Raw genomic sequence first — 16,061 nt, forward strand, 5'->3', positions numbered from 1 at the left:
TGGGCTCAATGCATTCTGGTTGTTGTCAGATGATGATCGGCGTGCCCGCGAACCGCGGCAGGCCAGCGACGAAGCCAGGCTTGGTGTCGGTGTCGAGCATGATCTTGTCGGTCAGGCGCTTGGCCGCGATAATGGCCTGCCTGTTCTTGACCATCAGCGTGCCGTCGTGCGGCGTGAAGAATCGCGTCTTCGGAGCGAACGGCTGGGCCAGGCGTGCCTTGTATTTGCTCCACCGCGTCTGCATCTGGATCTTCAGCTCAGCCGAATGCGGCTCGACGCCGTACCGTCCGACGCCCATGAACTGGATCGACGGGCGCTTCGCCTCCGAAACCGAGCCGTCATTGACCGCGTATCGCTCATAGGTCTGATACGGCGCCATCGAGGGCACGAAGAACCGCTTGTAGATCGGGCGCCCGGCATAGACGGCCTTGCCTTCCTTGCCGCTGATCGTGATCAGTTCAGGCGTAGTAGAGACCGGCTCAAGCTGAGGTCCCACAGCTGTACGCCATGGCGTGATCACGATCGGGGCGATCGTGACGATCCTGTTTGATGCCGTGGAGGGCACCGGGAACTTCTTCTTCAGACCGAAGGGCGTGTTGCAGAACATCGAATACGGCCTTACGGCCTTGATGTAGATCCTGAAGTAGGTCCCCTCGTTGTCGATCTTGGTGTCGGTCTCGACACCGTTCACGACCCAGGACGCCCGTTTCGAGAGCCGCGTGATCGCCTCGTTCGGCGTCGGGGATTTTTTCTCCAGGAAGCTGCTGTAGCGGCTTCCTCCTGAAAAGATGCGACGCTTGGCGGCACCACGCAGGTACTGCTGGTAGATGCGAACCTGAGGCAGCTTGGCGAGCCAGGCTTCCCGCTGCGCTTTGTTGAGCGACGGGCCGGAGAACACCTTTGCCGGCGGCGTCGTGGCCCTCAGGACTTTGCTGTCGACGAGTTCGACGTAGGTCTCGATCGCCTTTAGCGTGCCCTTAATCTGGTGGTGCTTGATCGCATTGGCGATCACGCTACGGCGCTTCGTCAGCGGCCATTCCGCGTCCCAGAGGTCAACTGAGAGAGCCCAGGCCAGATAAGGCAGAAGGTTCTCGGGACAGGTCCATGGATTCCAGAGCTTACGGATTGGAATGTCGATGTCGAGCAGGCGTTCGATCTGGGAGGCCAGCGTGCGCTCGTACTCCGTCGCATTCGGGGACAGGACGTGATCCATCCTGCGCGTCGGGAACGGCGCCATGGCTTACTCCAATCTGGTCGGGAGCGGCGTGACCTTTGCGGACTCGATGACGACGCACTGGTCAGACCCGGCCACGACATCGGCTGCCGGCGAGATCAGGTCGACGTTCTGGACCCCATTCTGGTTGAGCGCCGAGATGATCGCCGACCTGGTCAGATCGCGTCCGATCAGGGAGACGTTCGTGCGGACCTTCGTCAGGGCCGTTCCGATGTCCGCCATGACCAGCGCGGAGTCCGGTCCGGGATACAGCGTGACGTTAGCGACGATCTGCGTCCGGAGCGGCATGACCGGCATCACCGAGATGACGTCGGTCAGCGGCTTGATCCCTTTCTGGTTCAAGCGCTTCACCACGTTGGTGATGATGTCCTTCGTCGGGACTGGATCGGTGCCGCTCTGCATGATGGCGACTTTGACGCCGCCGAATTTGTTGACCTTGACTGCCGTGGCATCGCGGATGCGGACGTCGGCGCTCAGGGCCTGGAAGATGTAGGCTCCCTCGGAGCCGGCCGTCGAATAGGCCTCAGGGGCCAGCTGCGCGCGGCGCCGGAGGCTGTCGTCCAGCTCGTCCGGCAGGCGCTCGACGCCGAAGAAGGCAGCGAGGTTGTCAAGGTCCGCGCCCTTGGCGAAGGCGAGCATGACGGCGCGTGCAGCGGCGTTGATCCGCGCTCGCACCAGAACCTCGCCGTAAGCCTGCGGCTGGAGGATGATGTTGGTCGGAGACTGTTCCAGGGCGAGGGCTGCCTTCAGCTTCGGGTTCTTGTCGAGAACCTCGTCCTTGTAGCGCTGGAGCAGATCCTCGTAATCGACGGTCTCGATGACGTCGGGAGGAGGAAGACGCGCGAAGTCGATATACAGCGCGGGCGACGTGTAATTGGGCATTCAACCCTCGCTAGATGGTGACCGAAGTTCTCCGCAGCACCTGCTCGACGAGGTCGATTCCATCGATGGTGATCGTGATCGCACCCGTTGCATCCGCCTCGTCGATGGACACTCGCGTGACCTTGAACTCCGGCTCGTAGGTGTTGATCGCGGCGATCGCGGCCATCATGCCGGACATCATCGTCTCCTCATTGAAGGGCTTGTCCTGCATGTCCTGGAACGTCGACCCCCACCACAACCGCATCAGGCGAACCTTGAGGCGAGTGGTGAGGATGACGAATATGCTCTGCTTGATCCGCGGCCAGCCCTGGATCAGCTCGCCGGTCTCACGATCGATGTCGACCAGGTGCTCACTTGGAAGCGTTGCCATCGGCCGGCTTCTCCGAAGCAACGGCACCGAGCACCTTGGTCTCGACAGCCTTCGCCGCGGTCACGGCCTTGGTGACGGTCGCCTCGACCTTGGCCACGACGGCCTCGACCTCTTCGACCTTCTCCTGCACGGCGTGCTTGAGATACTTGACCTCAGCCTCGACCGCGGTGATGACGGAGCCGGCCGGCACCAGGACGCCCTTGCGCCAGAAATCCTTGATCACTTCGTAGGTTTTCATTGTTCTCTCTCGTTAAGCGAGCTTGGCCCACACCTTCTGGGATGGGCCTGCCTCGGTCATGACGCGCACGTCGGCCTGCTCCGTAGGTCCGGAGACGCCGAGATTGACGCGATCTTGGGTGACGTAGACCCACCGACCATCGACGCCGGCAGAGCAGCTTGTCGCGCCCTTCACCTCGACGTGGTCCTTGTGGACAGTGACTGTGGTACCGTTGCCCTGCGTCAGGACGATCTGGTCCTGGTCGAGCTTGATGTTGGACTGGTTCTCGCCGTAGGTGACGTTGAGGTCGTTTTCCGACCACTTCACGACGGCCTTCTTGTCCTTGAACTGGATCTTGACCTGGTTCTCGTCCATCAGGACATCGCCCTTGGCGTCTTTCTCGCCATAGCGCAGGTTCACCAGCTTCTCGTCCTGCCGGTAGTAGGACTTGTTCTTGCCGACCGTCTTGAGGATCTTCTCCTTGTCGGCCAGCTGCTGTGTGACGCCGTCGTCGCCCTCCTCCGGCACTTCCGGAAGCTTGGGCGCCTGCGTCTGCTGCGATTGCTGCTGTCCGGACGACGAAGCGTCCGAGCTGCCAGAGCCGCCGCTGCCGCCAGAGCTGCCTGCGAGGCTCGCCGGGATGCCGGCTGCTCCGCCCGCGCCGCCGCCGATCATCTGACCGACGACGCCCATGAGGTTGCCGGAGGCGACCTGGTTGGCGATGCCGGCGAGATTGCCGAGCTGGGACAGGCCCGGGAGGCCAGACAGGTTGGCCATCTGGCCGACACTGGCGAGCTGGCCGAGGTTGAGGCCCGACAGCTGCGAGACCCCCGCCATGTTGGCGATGTTCGAGATGTCGAGATTGGCGAGGCTGCCAAGATTGCCGAGATTGCCGAGGCCGCCGAGCATGCTGGAGAAGTCCATGCCGCTCAGGCCGGCCATCTGGCTGATGCCAGCGAGATCGCCGAGACCAGAGATGTCGCCGAGGCCCGTGGAGGCACCTTGCTGTTTCTGCTTGGTCTTGATGATCAGGTGGCTCGAGTCCTTGGTCTGGTGGACCCAATGCTGCTGATCGTCTTTCTCGTGGATCAGGCCGACAGTCTCATCCTGCTTGCCGTGCGGCGATGGCGTATCCGGGCCGTAGTGGAACGGCTCGACGGTCGCCAGCTCAGGCGTCCCGCCAACCGATCGCAGGATGCCATGCATCCCGACCTTCGGCGGAATCGAGTACTTGATTGTCTCGTGCGAGTGGCTTTGCCAGGGCTGCCAGTCGCTCTTGAAGGTGTCGAGCTTCGAGAAAGTATCATTCCCGCTCGGGGTCTGATCCTCGCCGTCGTTCATCTTGACGTACCAGCGATCCTTCTCGAACTTGACCGCGACGATCTTGCCGAGCCGCTCCTTGTTCTGGAACTTGCGCTCCAGATCCTGGAGCCGGCGCTCCATCGCGTGAATTGCACGCACCATTACGGCACCTCGGGTGTCACATCGACCGTTTCGTCGCCGGACAGGCCCGCTGCAGTTTGAACGTGGCCGAGGATCGACACCCTGGAGCTTGGCACCTTGGTAATCATCTGGCCGTTCTGGTCGTAGAAGAACTCACGCTGCAGCACCTTGTTGATGCCGATCATGAGATCGCTCTGCCACTCGACCACGCCGACCGAGACGCCTTCGCGCCTCAAGACCGGCTGGCTGATGCGCTTGAACTGGATGTTCTGCGCCGGAGCAGCGTCGGGATGTCCGAACTGGTTCTGATTGGCCCAGGTGGCCACGGTCTCGACCATGTCCCAAGCTCGCGAGTCGCCATCGAGCGACACGTGTTTGTTTTCGTCGATCAAGACCACGACGACACGGAGCAGAGCATTCAGCTCGCCCGTGAAGGTGTTCTCGCTCTTGGACGCCATCACCGCGACACGAGCGCAGGGCGTCTTCAGCGTCCAGTCGGCGATGTCCTGTTCGTCGAACAGGCCGTCGTACCAGTCGACATCCATGATCGGGTACAGCGTCTTGAGACCGTCGATGATCTTCTGGCGGAAGTCGACGACTTTTCCCATCATCAGCCTCCGTGCGCGAGGTAATCGCGGATCATTTTCGAGATGCGTTTGACGTTCTCTTCCGAGAAGCCCATGAACGGACGCGCCGGCACCTTGTCCGCCTTGCTGTAGCGCTTGCCGCCACGCCGCGCCTTCCGGCCGGCATGATTGAAGCCGTTCTGCATGAAGGAGGCATATTCGGTATCCGCCGTCAGCTCGAAGCCGTGATCGCTCACGTCCGTGACCTCGATGCTGCGGGACAGCTCGCCGCTTTCGAACAGCGGCCGGTCGTGTCCCTTCAAAGCGATGGTCACGTCGGACAGCGCGGCCCACAGCTCACCCTCAGGCGAGCGCTTGGTGCGCAGGATGCGGTTGATGGTGGCGCGCTGCATGTATTCGGAGGCCTGCTCCATCACGGGATGAAGGTGCTCGGCGTCCTGCAGCAGCTTGGTGAGGCGGGCATTGAGGCGGGCGAGGTCTTCGGTATCGATATCGACCGCAAAAGCGCCCATCAGGCCCTCCCGCAGTCGAACGACCGGCCACCTCGTGTGACGTTCGGGTTCGTCGTCGTGATCACCGGGTTGCCGTTTGCGTCGGTGCCAGTCGTGGTGACCGGCGGCAGGCCGAGGCCGACCTTGCCGGTGGAAATCTTTTCGAGGATTGCAAGCGCGTCCTCGTAGCGCACGCGCATCTCATCGGTCCGGCCGGTTCGGCCGAGTGCGATCTTGTAGACCGCGATATCGATGGCGCAGTTCTTGACGATGCCCGGCGTCGGGACCACCGGGACCGTGTATTGAGACGACAGATAGGCGTCGCAGATCTCGTCGGCGCCGTCCAGGCCGCGCTGGATAACCAGCGGATCGGGCACGCCGTCCCGGTCATAATCGGCTATGCGAACGAGCAGATCGGTCCCATAGAGATCGTCGATGTCTTCCTTGCTCGCGTAGCCCATCATGAACCTCTGTCAGGTTACTTCTTCTTGGTCTTGGTCGCCGCAGCAGCGGCATCGGCAGCGGCCTTGTCGGCGGCTTCCTTCTCGGCAGCTTCCTTGGCGGCCTGTTCGGCAGCAGCCTTCTCGGCAGCTTCCTTGGCAGCAGCCTCAGCTGCGGCCTTCGCAGCGGCATCGGCCTTGGCGTCGGCGGCCGGCGCATTGCCGGGAAGGTTGGCGAACCGGGCGGCGCGTACCTCTTCCGAGACCAGGCGCTGCTTGCGCAGCCTGATGTTCGCGGCTGCCTCACGGGCTCGGAAGCCCATCGTTCCCATCATTCGGGTGTCTCCAGATAACGAAAAAGCCCTCCCCGGCAGAAACCGAGGAGGGTCTGTTCTCAGAACCTATCGCCTGAGGTCAGGCGATTAGGAGCCCAGCTTGTGCTTGAACGCCACGATCCGGATGATCTTCGGATCGTACACGCGCTGCCAGTTGCCGACGTTCGCCAGCTCGGAGTTCGCGGGGGTGATGCCGGCCTGGGTCGCACCGAGCCACTTGATGCCGCGCGGATGCATGACCCACTGGCGCCGCTGCACGATGTACTCCTGCCCCATGCCCTTCAGAGCCTGGCGCTCGACCTCGACCGGGGTCTTCGGCGACTTCTCGCCGTAGCCGACCGCGCCGGGGCCGAAGATGTAGGTGGTGAACACGCGGTCCGCACCGGACCCGGACACGGGCATGCTGTCGTCGACGATGACGGTCTTGCCCATGTAGGTCGGGATCGTCAGCTTGCCCTCGGAGTCCGGCATGAACTCGATGAGGTCGGCCTTGACCATCGCCTTCAGGGTCAGGGAGTGGACGGCGACGGCGTTCAGGCCGCCCTGCTCGTCACCTAGCAAGAACGCGGCGTCGATGAACGAGTCGGCGTCGAAGTTCGCCGCAGCGCCAGTCAGCGTGGTGATGTCGTTGACGTTGGCTTCCATTCCGGCCGAGCCCATCGCACCCGCCAGGGTCGAGAGCAGCGCGGTCTGCATGCGCTTGTTCCACCAGTCGGCGAAACGATTGGCGATCAGGTCGATCGGGTCGGCGCCGGAGAGGTCGGCCGACAGGTCGGACGCACCGAACGCCTTACCGCGCAGCAGCTTCACCGCCACGTCCTGGCCGGTGGAGGTCTTGCTGACGGTCAGGTCGCTGTTATCGTCGAGCACCTGCTCGGCGTCCTCGGCGTCCAGATCGTTGAAGAACGGCATGTTGACGGTCTTGCCGCTGATCTCGGCATCGATGACGCTGGTCAGGTCGGTGATGATGCCCGACTGGAACAGGGCCGACTTCTGCGTCGAGAGCACCTGCACGTAGTTGTTGAATTCGGTCGGGACGATCATGTCCGCGAGACGAGTCTCAGTCATTTCTCACTCTTGCTTGTTGAGACGGCGTTTGCGGCTGTTTGCATTCAAACAAACGCCCGGACACAATCCGGGCGCCTGCAATGGTCGGGTGGGCGAGAAGGGTTACTTCGCGCCGGCCGCTTGCTTCAGCTGCTTGGCCAGTTCGGGTTTCGTGTTCATCAGCAGCATCTGCTGCGTGATGTTCCAGCTATCCTTCAGCCAGGGGTTGGTCTGACCACCACCTGCCGGGGGATTGCCGTGGGTGCCGGGTTGCGTTCCCAGTCCACGCTTCTCTTCCGGCTTGAAGAGCGAAGCGCGGCTCTCGCGGATCTCGGCGACGAGATCGGCGACGGTGAAGGGGGTGCCATTGACATCCTTGATGCGGGGGTTGCCGTTGGTGTCGAGCACCTCGACGACGACCTTGCCGTCCTTCATGGACGTCTTGACGAACTTGGACACCAACAGTTCGACGGCATCCCGCGCGTCGTCCAGTGGGTTGGCTTTTGCGACTTCAGACTTGATCTGGCTGTCGGCCATGATCGTCTGCAGTTGCCCCGTGAGGCTCTCGACCGTGGCGGTGGCGTTCTTGACCTGGGTGTTCAGCTCGGTCTCGCGCAGCGTCCACTGTGCGGTGAGCTGACCCTTCAGGGCCTCGAACTTCTCGCCTGCGATCCGATCCGCCTCTTTCGCGGGATCGAGCTTCGACAGTCGTTCTGCGGTTTCAACAGCCGTCCTGGCTGCGTCAGGGGTGATGTCTCCGAAGGCGGCGACACGCTCGATCGCGGTGCGAGCCGCGCCGGCATCGAGGCCTTCGTAGGGCTTCAGCTGCTCTTTGAGGACCGCAACGTTGTTACGCTCCGCTCCGAGAGCCGTCTTCAGGCCCTTGACGTCGTCGAGTTCGAAACCTTCGGCCGGCGTGACGTTCAGGAAGAACTTCCCGTTCTTCTCGACGTAATAGGCGCGATGGGCTTCATCGACGGTGTTGATATCGGTGACTACTGCTTTGAGCATATCCATCCCGGAAATGCGGGGCATCCCGCCCCTCGTGATAAAAGGCCGCTCAAGCATCCCGCCTGAGGGCCGGCGATATCCCCGAGGACCGGGGAATCGGAGGAGCCAGCAGCGATCGTTCCGAGGCCGTCCCGGCGCTCGGTTGGTCATTGCTGGCGAAACTGGTGCGTGGAGACGGAGTTGAACCGCCACAGGATTAACCGGCGCGTTTACAGCGCGTTGGGCTCGCCACCTGCCCAGTGTCCACACATGGCTGGCACGGCAGGTCTCGAACCTGCGACATCCTCGTTAACAGCGAGGCGCTCTACCGTCTAAGCTACATGCCAACGGAATTTGTTCAGCGGCGGCGCGGGCGTGCGGCACGCTCTTGGATATCTCTGCTCGTCTTGTGCGGGATGCGAGCTGAGACCGCTGAAGCCGCGCTCGACCATTCAAGGGAGCGCGGAACCGAAAGAGGTGGCCCGCCGGGCCAAAAAAGATGCCCGCCAGGCGCGAACCGGGCGGGCAAGTGTGAGTAGTGACCGAATGCAGAAAAGCCGCCCAGGGGGGGCCCTGAGCGGCTTCTGGATGCTCCCTGAAGAGAGCGTCGGGTTACGCTGCGATCTGCAGCTCCGTGACGGGCTCGAACTTGTCGAACTCCTCCGGCTTGGCGAACTGGATGCTGTCATCCTCGGTCAGGAGGATGACGTCGCCAGCGGCACAGGATTGCACGCCCCACGCCGACGACATGGTCAGGCCCCCGAGGGAGTTGACCTTCAGCTCACCACTCTGCAGACGTCGGACGAGCCATTGCGGCGCGACCTCGTCGGCAGCCTGCCCCCAGAGGGGCAATTTGAACGCTTGGACCAAGATATTGCGGTGAAACAGGTTCATTTGCACACTATATGCATTTCACCTGACTTGAACCACAATATACGCCTTTTGTCAAGCCTGACTGCAAATCTGCAAGCGAGAATGCAAATCAAGGAACTCAGCCGTAGATCCAGACGTGGATGATGATGTAGATGATGAACAGGCCCATCACCGCCTTAAATGGGTGCATCAGAACCGGCTGCATCATGAGCCAGAAGTTGGTCTTCTCCTGCTCCCGGACCAGGCGCTCCAGGGCGAGCTGCTCAGGCGTCGGAGGTGGAGCCTGAGGTGGCAACGAGACGGGGGCCGTGCTTGGCGGCGGCGCGCCTCCCTCGGGCAAGCCCAGGAACTTTTCCCACCACTTCAGCTTGCTTGCTTCCATTGACCGGCTTCCTCCCCTTGACCGTGAACTTCGGCTCGAAGCAGATCGGGCAGCACCAGTATTCGTCGCCGATCAGCTTGCCGAAGGCCACGACCGAGCGCGGGATCATCCGCACCAACTCGCGCACGGGCGTTCCCTGCCTTTTGGTGCAGGGTTCACAAACATACGCCTCGCATTTGAACGACAGCTTCTCGGTCATGGGCCTGATCGCCTACAACTTGCATTCATGCAAGTCAATCAGATTTGCTTTGTCGGGCGCAGCTGACCGGGCGGGAAGTTCGGCTTCGGCTGGTTTTGGTTAGCAGCCGGCGGCGTCGTGGAGGAGCTGCCTCCTGCCGGCGCCGCGCTACCATCCCCCGCTTTGGTCGGATCTGCCTGCGTCCACCGGCCGGGAAACATGTTCTCGCCGGCAGCCTGCAGGTTCTCGTCAACAGCCTGCCACAGCGCCAGCTCCTGCTGCAGGTCGAAGTCGTCGCCCAACAGGTTGCGCGCTCTGATTTCCTGCAGGAGCACCTCACGCGACAGACCGCGCTGAGACCACAGAGTGACGAGCTGGGCGACCTCGGCGAGGCGATCCTTCGTGTTCGAGAACTCGGTGTTCAGGACCACGTTGACGTTCGAGTAGTCGGCGCCCGTCCAGCTTCCCATCATCCGGATCGCGCGTTCGAGCGCATCCTGGCAGTTGATCGCCATGTCGTGGACGACGGAGTGGACCCGGGTTTCCTGGATGTCGCGCTCGTTCTGCGGGACGTACTGGCGGTGCGTGCCCGTGACCGGGTTCAGCGCCATCATGTCCATCTGCATTTCGAGCTTTTCGAGATCCTTCATGCCGGAGTCGATCGCCGTGCCGCGGGGCTCGACGTAATACCAGCGGCCATTGGCCTCCGGGGCATAGAGCACCTTGTAGGGGCCAATGGCGAACTGTGCCTCGTCTTCCGGGTCGATCTGGACGCCGGAGCACGCCAGCATGGGGAAGCGGGCTGCCGACAGGATCGAACGCTGATCCGAGGACGAGATCCAGTGCTCGATCTGCTTGTAGGCGAGGTCGATGAAGATCGGTCGCACCTGGTAGTCGGCTTCTTTTTCACCGGCATACAAAGTGACGAACGGCACCTCCGTCATGTTGGTCAGAGGCGTCTCTTCGATGAAGGTCCAGTTCGAGCCGCCAGAAGTGGCGAGCTGCTCCCAGAGCTGCACGATGCCCTTGCCGTTCGACGTCGGGTCGATCTCGATGACCCGCATCTGGTTGTAGAGCACTTCCTTGAAGCCGTCCCGATCGGCGCGCTGGCCGCGGATGCGGACGTGGACGGTCTTGGTGTCGCCGCCGACGTATGCATCGTAGGCCGCCGCCACGTCGTCGACCTTGTACATCTTCATGAAGGGGCGAGCGCCGGACGCCTTCTGGTCCGCCAGGCTCTTCATGTTGTAGGTGTCCGGATGATCCACCAGGATGTGGCACATGCCGTCCAGCATAGCATTGTTGAAGAACTGGTGGGCGAAGACGTGTAGGTGGGTGCCGATCAGGTCGATGTCCTGGGTCCACAGGTCCAGGTTGGGATCGCCATTGAGAACCTTCAGCAGAGTCCGGAACGGCTTCGCCGAAGCAGCATCAACGGCCTCGCGCAGCTTGTTCAGAGCGAAGGTGGATGCCAGACGGGCAGCATATCTGGTGTCCGACTCCTTCTCGTACTGCGGCAGGAAGGTCGCGCCCTGGGCGCGCATGGTCTCGGTGCCGCCGTAGACGGCACGCAGCATCGACGTGCGCTGCTGCATGGTCGTCGCGGCGGACGACAGCAGCCCCGGGTTACCGTCCTTCGGAGACGGGGTGTACTTGATCTGTTGGGTGGCGGTTGCCATGGTGGTGGAGTGTCCTGACGTTACCAGTCAAGGACCGCCGCCTTCTTGGGACCGAGGAGCGAGTTGAATGCGTCAGCAGCTGCGTCGACCTGGTCGTCGTAGGTGCCGAGCGGGAAGGTTTCCAGCTCGTCTGTGAAGACGGTGTTCCAGGATGCTGGGACCATCTTGACGTTGCCGGCTTCCGCCTGCGCAGCAAATGCAGCAGCGCGGACTTCCTTCGATCCGGTTGGGCGGGCAGTCTTAACGATGTAGCCGGCGAGCCGGCGAATGAAGCCCTGGACCTGGCTCTTGCCGGCCTGGCCTGGGTCTTGCGGGAGAAAGATCTGGACGGAGCGACCGTCGTTCTTGGCGGTCTCCATGATCTTCTTCTCGACTTCGAGCGGCGATCCGCGGAAGCGGATGACGTGCTCGATGTAGAAGACGCCGTTGGAGTCCTTCGACATCAGGACGCCGACCGTGTAGTCGCCGTCAGCCGATGCGGCCAAATCCCAGGCACGGACCTTTGCCCTGCGCGCGGGCAGCTCAGCTGCGGAGATCGGAGCGAACCAATCGCCGCGGAACATGCCGCCGTCGTCCGACATCGGCTGCTGCTGATACAGCGCCGAGAACGAGCGCTCGCCGAGAACGTCCAGACGGTCCATGAGAGCCGCGTAGGAGAAGCGGTGCGGAGCGAGAGGCTCGTTCATCTTGCGTCCGAGCGCGTCGCCCGGGACGGTGCCGTCCTCGTTGAGGATCGGTGTGCCGTCTGGCGTCTTCTTCACGTAGGGCAGCGCCGGCAGATACAGGATCTCCCAGGGCAGGCCCTTGCCGTCCTCCATCGCCTCGATGATCCGGCCGGCGATATCGTCGTAGTGCCAGCGCGTCAGTGTCAGGATGATGGGTGCGTCTTCTTCAAGACGGGTGTAGACGACGTCGCGGTACCAATCCCACTGGTCGTCTCGGAACGTTGCCGACTTGACCTCTTTGCGGTCCTTGATCGGGTCGTCGATCAGGAAGAGATGGGCGCCCTTACCGGTGGTGCCGGTCCCGACGCCGACCGCGTAATACTGACCGCCACCGGACTCGTCCGTGAGTTGCCACTCGTCGGCAGCGCGGATGTCCGGCCTGATCTTGATATGCGGGAAGAGTCGCTCGAACTCCTTGCCCTTGATGATATCTCGGACGTTGCGGCCGAAGCCGGTGGCGAAATCGCCGTTGTACGATGCCGAGATGATGTTCTTCGACGGATTGCGGGCCATGAACCAGGCAGGGAAGCGCCTGGTCGACAGCTCCGACTTTCCGTGCCGCGGCGGGGCGAAGATCATCAGCCGCTTGCACTCGCCGCGCTCGACACGCTCAAGGGCTTCTGCGACCTTGTAGTGGAACGGATCGGCGTAGTATTTCGGGAGCGTGTAGGTGGTGAAGTCGATGAGGTGCTCGCGGCCCCTCCTACGACGCAGGATCTCGGCCGCTGCCTCCTCGGGGGAGACATCGGTGACCAAATTCACGATTGAGGCCTTTTAGAATTTGAAGCCCGGCGCCTGGATCGTGAGATCGTCCTTGTTGGCGGAGCGGGTCTGGACTTCGAACATCACGGTCGGGGCACCGTTGGTGATCGGGTCGCCATAGAAGCGGATGGTGCGGAGCCATTTCCCATCGACGGGGTCCTGAACCAGATCGGACACGGTGATGAGGCGGCCATCCTCCAAGTTCATCTTGGTGTGCAGGATGCTGAGGTCGGACATCTTCTTGATCTTCCATGTCGACTCCAGCCGATGCCTATTGGCACCGGCCAGAGCGACTTCAGGTGTTAGATGTTGCGGGCCGGAGCAGCCGAGGCGGCGGGAGCATCGACGGCCAGGGCGGCGGCAACCGCGGCTGTGGCATCGGCGGCCGGAGCCTCGTCAGCCGGAGGCGCAGCATCGACCAGAGCCTCGGCGGCCGGCGCATCCTCGGCCGGAGCCGGGTTCACAACAGCCTGGGCATCCGCGACGGTGGCAGAGATATCGGCCGACACGGCCTTGATGGCGTCGAGGTCCTCAGCCGAGATTCCGCCGACAGCCGGGACAGCGTCCAGGCGGGCCTGCAGATCAACGGCCTGGGCCGACACCGTGTCCAGCTTGCTCTTCAGCGCCTCGACAGCAGGCTTCAGCTGCGCGTTGGCGTCGACGAGGGCCTGGACTTCGGGGGTAAGTGCCATAAGCAGATCCTTCACATATTTGAGGTGATGTTCGATCGCGGTGAGGCGATCATTTCCCGTCCGGTCGTGGACCTGATGGGATTGGAAGAGCTGCTGCAGGGTCTGCTTGACGGAAAAATCATCGAAAAAGGACACACAGCACCTCGGTTGTTGTTGTTGTTATTGGAGGCAGAGCCCCGCAGCCGAAGCCGCGGGGATGTCCTTGTTGATCAGACGATGTTGAGGCCGGCGGCGTCGAGCTGGGCGAAGACCTTCTGCTCCCACGCGCGGACCTTGCCGCGGTACATGAAGGAGTACTTCGGGTCCTTCTCGAACTGGCTGAACGGCACGGCTGCCGCATCGACCAGCTCCATCGCCCGCGGTTCGAGCATCGGGATGTCGATCAGGGAGCTGCCGAGCGCGAGCGCCTGGCGGGTCACCTCGTCGATTCCCTTGAAGAACTCGGCGCCGTTGTAGCGGTTGAGCACGATGCAGTGCTTCGAGCCATTCAACAGTTTTGCGATCTGGTCGATCTCGCCGAACGAGTCCATCGTCGACCCGATCAGGTGCATCACGGCACTGTTGATCAAGCCATCGCGAACCATCTGGTTGTAGCCAACCTCCTCCAGGAGCGACAATGTGTCGGTGAGCAGACCAGCGCGGATGTCGATCAGGGTGATCGTCGACGTGTCGATGGTGTCGAACACCTTTGCCTGATCATCCGGATCGCGCAGGTTCACGATCTCGGTGATGTCAGAGAAGAAGCGCTTCAGACTTCCCTTCGGGCTCTCGGTGTCGAACGCGCGGACCGGCAGGCCCTGGGCGCCAAAATAGTCCAGTAAGGTGCGGGACACGGTCGTCTTGCCGACGCCGCCCTTGTCTGCGCCCACAACGACGACCGCGGGCTTATCGGAAACGAAAGGCATAGTTTTCTCCTTTGGGGCATCGGGAAGTCGCACAACTTCCCTTGGTGGTTGGACCGGCTCCGCCCTGATGGGCGCCGGTTCTGAAAGGAAAGCCGGCACGTCCACGGCGGGATCTGGCCGCGGCTCTGGTACTGCCGGCGCGACAGTGACGACCGGGTCGAGTATTGGGGCCGGCTCTGCCGGTGCGGGCTCCGGCTGGCCGTGCGGCGCAGCCACCACTATCGGCGGCGTACGCATGAGCGCTGCAAGGCGTTGCCGACGCACATCTTCATCGAGTGGACGCCGGCTACCCATCAGTGAACGCTCTCTGGTTTCTCCTCCGCCTTCGGCTTCTTCGCGCGGCTCGCGAGTTCGAGCAGCTCGTCCTCCGACATCTCGGAGACCTCCTTGCGGACGTTGAGGTTGGTGTGGTTCTCGTCCTTCTGGCCGAGGTAGTTCTTGCCGAGGAAGATGGAGGCTGGCGCGTTCTTGTCGGCCAGTGCCATCTGCTTGCGTCTCAGGGAGACCTTGGCGTGCTGCAGCCCGTCGTCCCAAACCTCACGCGCCTCAGGATATGCATTGAAGAAGTTGGTCAGGGTGCGAGGGCTTACGCCGAGGATTGCGGCAGCCTCGTCTTGTGTGCCGAAAAGGCGGGCGATCTCAGCCAGAGCACGCAGCGTGTCCTCATCAGGTTGAAGTTTCGTCTTGCGACGACCAATCGGTCGAGCGAGAAGCTCATCGAGAAACTCAGTCTCTTTGGCATCCTTCTCCGCGGCGGCTTTGGCTGCTGCCTCGCGGGCAGCCGCCTCCTCTTTCGTCGGCCGGCCGCGGCGACGCTTGGGCAGGTCGGTCATTGTTCTTCTTCTTGTTCAGTGGGGCTTGTCGTCGACTACAGCTCCGACCTCGCTCGCGATGTCTCCGATCGCGATCGCGGTCACGAGGCCCTCGCCCGGCCATTCGACCAGGATGTATTCGGCCTCGTTGTGATCGTCTGTCTCATCGTCGAAGCGATCGAACATGGCGATGATCGGGACGGCGAACCCGCCGTCGTAGACGATCGACATCGAATCGAAGTCGACCGTGGAGCCTAGTCCATGGCCCTTGGGATCGCCGTTTTGATCCATTGCAAAATCTCAGCCTTGGAGCCTGCGCCGACGCGCTTGGCAGTCACGACGTCTCTGTCGATCGCGACCAGGGCCGGGATCTGGGTCACGCGGTAGAATTGCGCGGCCCCAATGGCATGCTCGACGTCAGCGACGAAGAAGTCGACCTTGCCGTCCAGTTGCTTCTCGATGTCGTCAATGATCGGCTTCATTGCCTTGCATGGCTGACACCAGCGCGCCTCGAACTTAATGACCGCTGGACGCTTGAGACCGCGCAACTCGGTAACTGCAGTGGTGTCGGTGATAGTTTTCATCGGCTGAAGATCTTCTTGACGGCTGACACGCCGCCGATACCGCAGACGGTCAGGATGATGTTGTTCTGCATGCTTGCGTACTGGCCAGGAAGCTCTGCCACATGCCAGCTGCCGATCACGTGACCGAGCAGAGGCATGGAGTCGAAGACGACCGCCGCGGCATGCGAGAGGAAGACGCCGAACGCACATGGGACCATCCAGGCCGTGAACCAGTGTTCCCGGTCTTCGGACCTCTGCTGGTTCACCATCTTGGCGATTTCGATCTTCGCCTTGATATCCTCGACGTTGAGCGCGGTGTCGGCCCCGATAGCGGCCTTGTATTTCTCAAGGTCGCTGTCGGTCTTCTTGTTGAGCCAGGTCAGGAAACCATTGGCGAGGCCCGGGATAATTCCGAGCAGACTGAAAAGCAGGCTCATTGCTCCAACTCAGGATT

General features: G+C 62.2%; 22 protein-coding genes and 2 tRNA genes. All 24 read right to left on the reverse strand.

Annotated features, from left to right (window positions below):
• Nucleotides 1–25: 25 nt before the first annotated feature.
• On the reverse strand, nt 26–1,237 hold the full coding sequence (locus tag ACQR1W_RS31190; RefSeq protein WP_434854360.1) for a phage tail protein I: 1,212 nt from the start codon (nt 1,235–1,237) through the stop codon (nt 26–28).
• Between the two features lie 3 nt (nt 1,238–1,240).
• A complete protein-coding gene (locus tag ACQR1W_RS31195; RefSeq protein WP_434854361.1) occupies nt 1,241–2,116 on the reverse strand; it encodes a baseplate assembly protein in 876 nt (291 codons plus the stop codon).
• A gap of 10 nt (nt 2,117–2,126) precedes the next feature.
• Nucleotides 2,127–2,486: a GPW/gp25 family protein gene (locus ACQR1W_RS31200; protein ID WP_434854362.1), complete on the reverse strand. Its 360-nt coding sequence runs from the start codon at nt 2,484–2,486 to the stop codon at nt 2,127–2,129.
• Nucleotides 2,467–2,724, reverse strand: a complete 258-nt coding sequence (locus ACQR1W_RS31205; RefSeq protein WP_434854363.1) for a hypothetical protein — start codon at nt 2,722–2,724, stop codon at nt 2,467–2,469. Before ACQR1W_RS31205 ends, ACQR1W_RS31200 begins: the two co-directional genes overlap by 20 nt.
• A gap of 12 nt (nt 2,725–2,736) precedes the next feature.
• Nucleotides 2,737–4,167, reverse strand: a complete 1,431-nt coding sequence (locus ACQR1W_RS31210; RefSeq protein ID WP_434854364.1) for a hypothetical protein — start codon at nt 4,165–4,167, stop codon at nt 2,737–2,739.
• The gene (locus tag ACQR1W_RS31215; protein ID WP_434854365.1) at nt 4,167–4,754 is read right to left on the reverse strand and encodes a hypothetical protein; all 588 of its coding nucleotides are present in this window, start codon (nt 4,752–4,754) and stop codon (nt 4,167–4,169) included. Before ACQR1W_RS31215 ends, ACQR1W_RS31210 begins: the two co-directional genes overlap by 1 nt.
• A 2-nt stretch (nt 4,755–4,756) precedes the next feature.
• Complete coding sequence (locus ACQR1W_RS31220; protein WP_434854366.1) at nt 4,757–5,245, reverse strand: phage virion morphogenesis protein; 489 nt, start codon at nt 5,243–5,245, stop codon at nt 4,757–4,759.
• Nucleotides 5,245–5,688: a gp436 family protein gene (locus ACQR1W_RS31225; protein ID WP_434854367.1), complete on the reverse strand. Its 444-nt coding sequence runs from the start codon at nt 5,686–5,688 to the stop codon at nt 5,245–5,247. Before ACQR1W_RS31225 ends, ACQR1W_RS31220 begins: the two co-directional genes overlap by 1 nt.
• 14 nt (nt 5,689–5,702) lie before the next feature.
• Nucleotides 5,703–5,999 (reverse strand): hypothetical protein, encoded by a 297-nt coding sequence (locus tag ACQR1W_RS31230; RefSeq protein ID WP_434854368.1) that lies wholly within the window; start codon nt 5,997–5,999, stop codon nt 5,703–5,705.
• 87 nt (nt 6,000–6,086) lie between these two features.
• A complete protein-coding gene (locus ACQR1W_RS31235) occupies nt 6,087–7,067 on the reverse strand; it encodes a major capsid protein (RefSeq protein WP_434854369.1) in 981 nt (326 codons plus the stop codon).
• Between the two features lie 102 nt (nt 7,068–7,169).
• Nucleotides 7,170–8,207: a hypothetical protein gene (locus ACQR1W_RS31240; protein WP_434854370.1), complete on the reverse strand. Its 1,038-nt coding sequence runs from the start codon at nt 8,205–8,207 to the stop codon at nt 7,170–7,172.
• Between the two features lie 12 nt (nt 8,208–8,219).
• Nucleotides 8,220–8,306 (reverse strand) — tRNA-Tyr (locus ACQR1W_RS31245).
• 1 nt (nt 8,307) lies between these two features.
• A tRNA-Asn gene (locus ACQR1W_RS31250) sits at nt 8,308–8,383 on the reverse strand.
• Between the two features lie 265 nt (nt 8,384–8,648).
• Complete coding sequence (locus ACQR1W_RS31255) at nt 8,649–8,930, reverse strand: hypothetical protein (protein ID WP_434854371.1); 282 nt, start codon at nt 8,928–8,930, stop codon at nt 8,649–8,651.
• A 242-nt stretch (nt 8,931–9,172) separates the two neighbouring features.
• Nucleotides 9,173–9,490, reverse strand: coding sequence for a hypothetical protein (locus ACQR1W_RS31260; RefSeq protein WP_434854372.1), 318 nt, complete (start codon nt 9,488–9,490; stop codon nt 9,173–9,175).
• Between the two features lie 38 nt (nt 9,491–9,528).
• Nucleotides 9,529–11,148, reverse strand: coding sequence for a DUF4055 domain-containing protein (locus tag ACQR1W_RS31265; protein WP_434854373.1), 1,620 nt, complete (start codon nt 11,146–11,148; stop codon nt 9,529–9,531).
• 20 nt (nt 11,149–11,168) lie between these two features.
• Nucleotides 11,169–12,635 carry a phage terminase large subunit gene (gene terL / locus ACQR1W_RS31270; protein ID WP_434854374.1) on the reverse strand — a complete coding sequence of 489 codons (1,467 nt, stop codon included), beginning with the start codon at nt 12,633–12,635 and terminating at the stop codon, nt 11,169–11,171.
• A 12-nt stretch (nt 12,636–12,647) separates the two neighbouring features.
• Nucleotides 12,648–12,872, reverse strand: a complete 225-nt coding sequence (locus ACQR1W_RS31275) for a hypothetical protein (protein ID WP_434854375.1) — start codon at nt 12,870–12,872, stop codon at nt 12,648–12,650.
• Between the two features lie 65 nt (nt 12,873–12,937).
• A complete protein-coding gene (locus ACQR1W_RS31280) occupies nt 12,938–13,462 on the reverse strand; it encodes a hypothetical protein (protein WP_434854376.1) in 525 nt (174 codons plus the stop codon).
• 74 nt (nt 13,463–13,536) lie between these two features.
• Nucleotides 13,537–14,232, reverse strand: a complete 696-nt coding sequence (locus ACQR1W_RS31285; RefSeq protein ID WP_434854377.1) for a hypothetical protein — start codon at nt 14,230–14,232, stop codon at nt 13,537–13,539.
• A gap of 293 nt (nt 14,233–14,525) precedes the next feature.
• The gene (locus tag ACQR1W_RS31290; RefSeq protein ID WP_434854378.1) at nt 14,526–15,065 is read right to left on the reverse strand and encodes a hypothetical protein; all 540 of its coding nucleotides are present in this window, start codon (nt 15,063–15,065) and stop codon (nt 14,526–14,528) included.
• Nucleotides 15,066–15,080: 15 nt separating this feature from the next.
• Nucleotides 15,081–15,335: a hypothetical protein gene (locus ACQR1W_RS31295; protein WP_434854379.1), complete on the reverse strand. Its 255-nt coding sequence runs from the start codon at nt 15,333–15,335 to the stop codon at nt 15,081–15,083.
• On the reverse strand, nt 15,299–15,628 hold the full coding sequence (locus ACQR1W_RS31300; protein WP_434854380.1) for a thioredoxin family protein: 330 nt from the start codon (nt 15,626–15,628) through the stop codon (nt 15,299–15,301). The genes ACQR1W_RS31295 and ACQR1W_RS31300 overlap by 37 nt, the downstream gene beginning before the upstream one ends.
• Nucleotides 15,625–16,044, reverse strand: coding sequence for a hypothetical protein (locus tag ACQR1W_RS31305; RefSeq protein WP_434854381.1), 420 nt, complete (start codon nt 16,042–16,044; stop codon nt 15,625–15,627). The genes ACQR1W_RS31300 and ACQR1W_RS31305 overlap by 4 nt, the downstream gene beginning before the upstream one ends.
• Between the last annotated feature and the right edge of the window lie 17 nt (nt 16,045–16,061).

This window comes from Bradyrhizobium sp. HKCCYLS1011, assembly GCF_051167795.1.
Classification (GTDB): domain Bacteria; phylum Pseudomonadota; class Alphaproteobacteria; order Rhizobiales; family Xanthobacteraceae; genus Bradyrhizobium.

Bases quoted from the DNA above. Each gene is read 5' to 3' on its own strand.
- ACQR1W_RS31260 (WP_434854372.1), bottom strand. From the start codon at position 9,490: ATGACCGAGAAGCTGTCGTTCAAATGCGAGGCGTATGTTTGTGAACCC.
- ACQR1W_RS31275 (WP_434854375.1), bottom strand. From the start codon at position 12,872: ATGTCCGACCTCAGCATCCTGCACACCAAGATGAACTTGGAGGATGGC.
- ACQR1W_RS31225 (WP_434854367.1), bottom strand. From the start codon at position 5,688: ATGATGGGCTACGCGAGCAAGGAAGACATCGACGATCTCTATGGGACC.
- ACQR1W_RS31220 (WP_434854366.1), bottom strand. From the start codon at position 5,245: ATGGGCGCTTTTGCGGTCGATATCGATACCGAAGACCTCGCCCGCCTC.
- ACQR1W_RS31305 (WP_434854381.1), bottom strand. From the start codon at position 16,044: ATGAGCCTGCTTTTCAGTCTGCTCGGAATTATCCCGGGCCTCGCCAAT.
- ACQR1W_RS31295 (WP_434854379.1), bottom strand. From the start codon at position 15,335: ATGGATCAAAACGGCGATCCCAAGGGCCATGGACTAGGCTCCACGGTC.
- ACQR1W_RS31210 (WP_434854364.1), bottom strand. From the start codon at position 4,167: ATGGTGCGTGCAATTCACGCGATGGAGCGCCGGCTCCAGGATCTGGAG.
- ACQR1W_RS31240 (WP_434854370.1), bottom strand. From the start codon at position 8,207: ATGACCAACCGAGCGCCGGGACGGCCTCGGAACGATCGCTGCTGGCTC.
- ACQR1W_RS31235 (WP_434854369.1), bottom strand. From the start codon at position 7,067: ATGACTGAGACTCGTCTCGCGGACATGATCGTCCCGACCGAATTCAAC.
- ACQR1W_RS31255 (WP_434854371.1), bottom strand. From the start codon at position 8,930: ATGAACCTGTTTCACCGCAATATCTTGGTCCAAGCGTTCAAATTGCCC.
- ACQR1W_RS31265 (WP_434854373.1), bottom strand. From the start codon at position 11,148: ATGGCAACCGCCACCCAACAGATCAAGTACACCCCGTCTCCGAAGGAC.
- ACQR1W_RS31290 (WP_434854378.1), bottom strand. From the start codon at position 15,065: ATGACCGACCTGCCCAAGCGTCGCCGCGGCCGGCCGACGAAAGAGGAG.
- ACQR1W_RS31230 (WP_434854368.1), bottom strand. From the start codon at position 5,999: ATGATGGGAACGATGGGCTTCCGAGCCCGTGAGGCAGCCGCGAACATC.
- ACQR1W_RS31205 (WP_434854363.1), bottom strand. From the start codon at position 2,724: ATGAAAACCTACGAAGTGATCAAGGATTTCTGGCGCAAGGGCGTCCTG.
- ACQR1W_RS31195 (WP_434854361.1), bottom strand. From the start codon at position 2,116: ATGCCCAATTACACGTCGCCCGCGCTGTATATCGACTTCGCGCGTCTT.
- ACQR1W_RS31285 (WP_434854377.1), bottom strand. From the start codon at position 14,232: ATGCCTTTCGTTTCCGATAAGCCCGCGGTCGTCGTTGTGGGCGCAGAC.
- ACQR1W_RS31200 (WP_434854362.1), bottom strand. From the start codon at position 2,486: ATGGCAACGCTTCCAAGTGAGCACCTGGTCGACATCGATCGTGAGACC.
- ACQR1W_RS31190 (WP_434854360.1), bottom strand. From the start codon at position 1,237: ATGGCGCCGTTCCCGACGCGCAGGATGGATCACGTCCTGTCCCCGAAT.
- ACQR1W_RS31215 (WP_434854365.1), bottom strand. From the start codon at position 4,754: ATGGGAAAAGTCGTCGACTTCCGCCAGAAGATCATCGACGGTCTCAAG.
- ACQR1W_RS31300 (WP_434854380.1), bottom strand. From the start codon at position 15,628: ATGAAAACTATCACCGACACCACTGCAGTTACCGAGTTGCGCGGTCTC.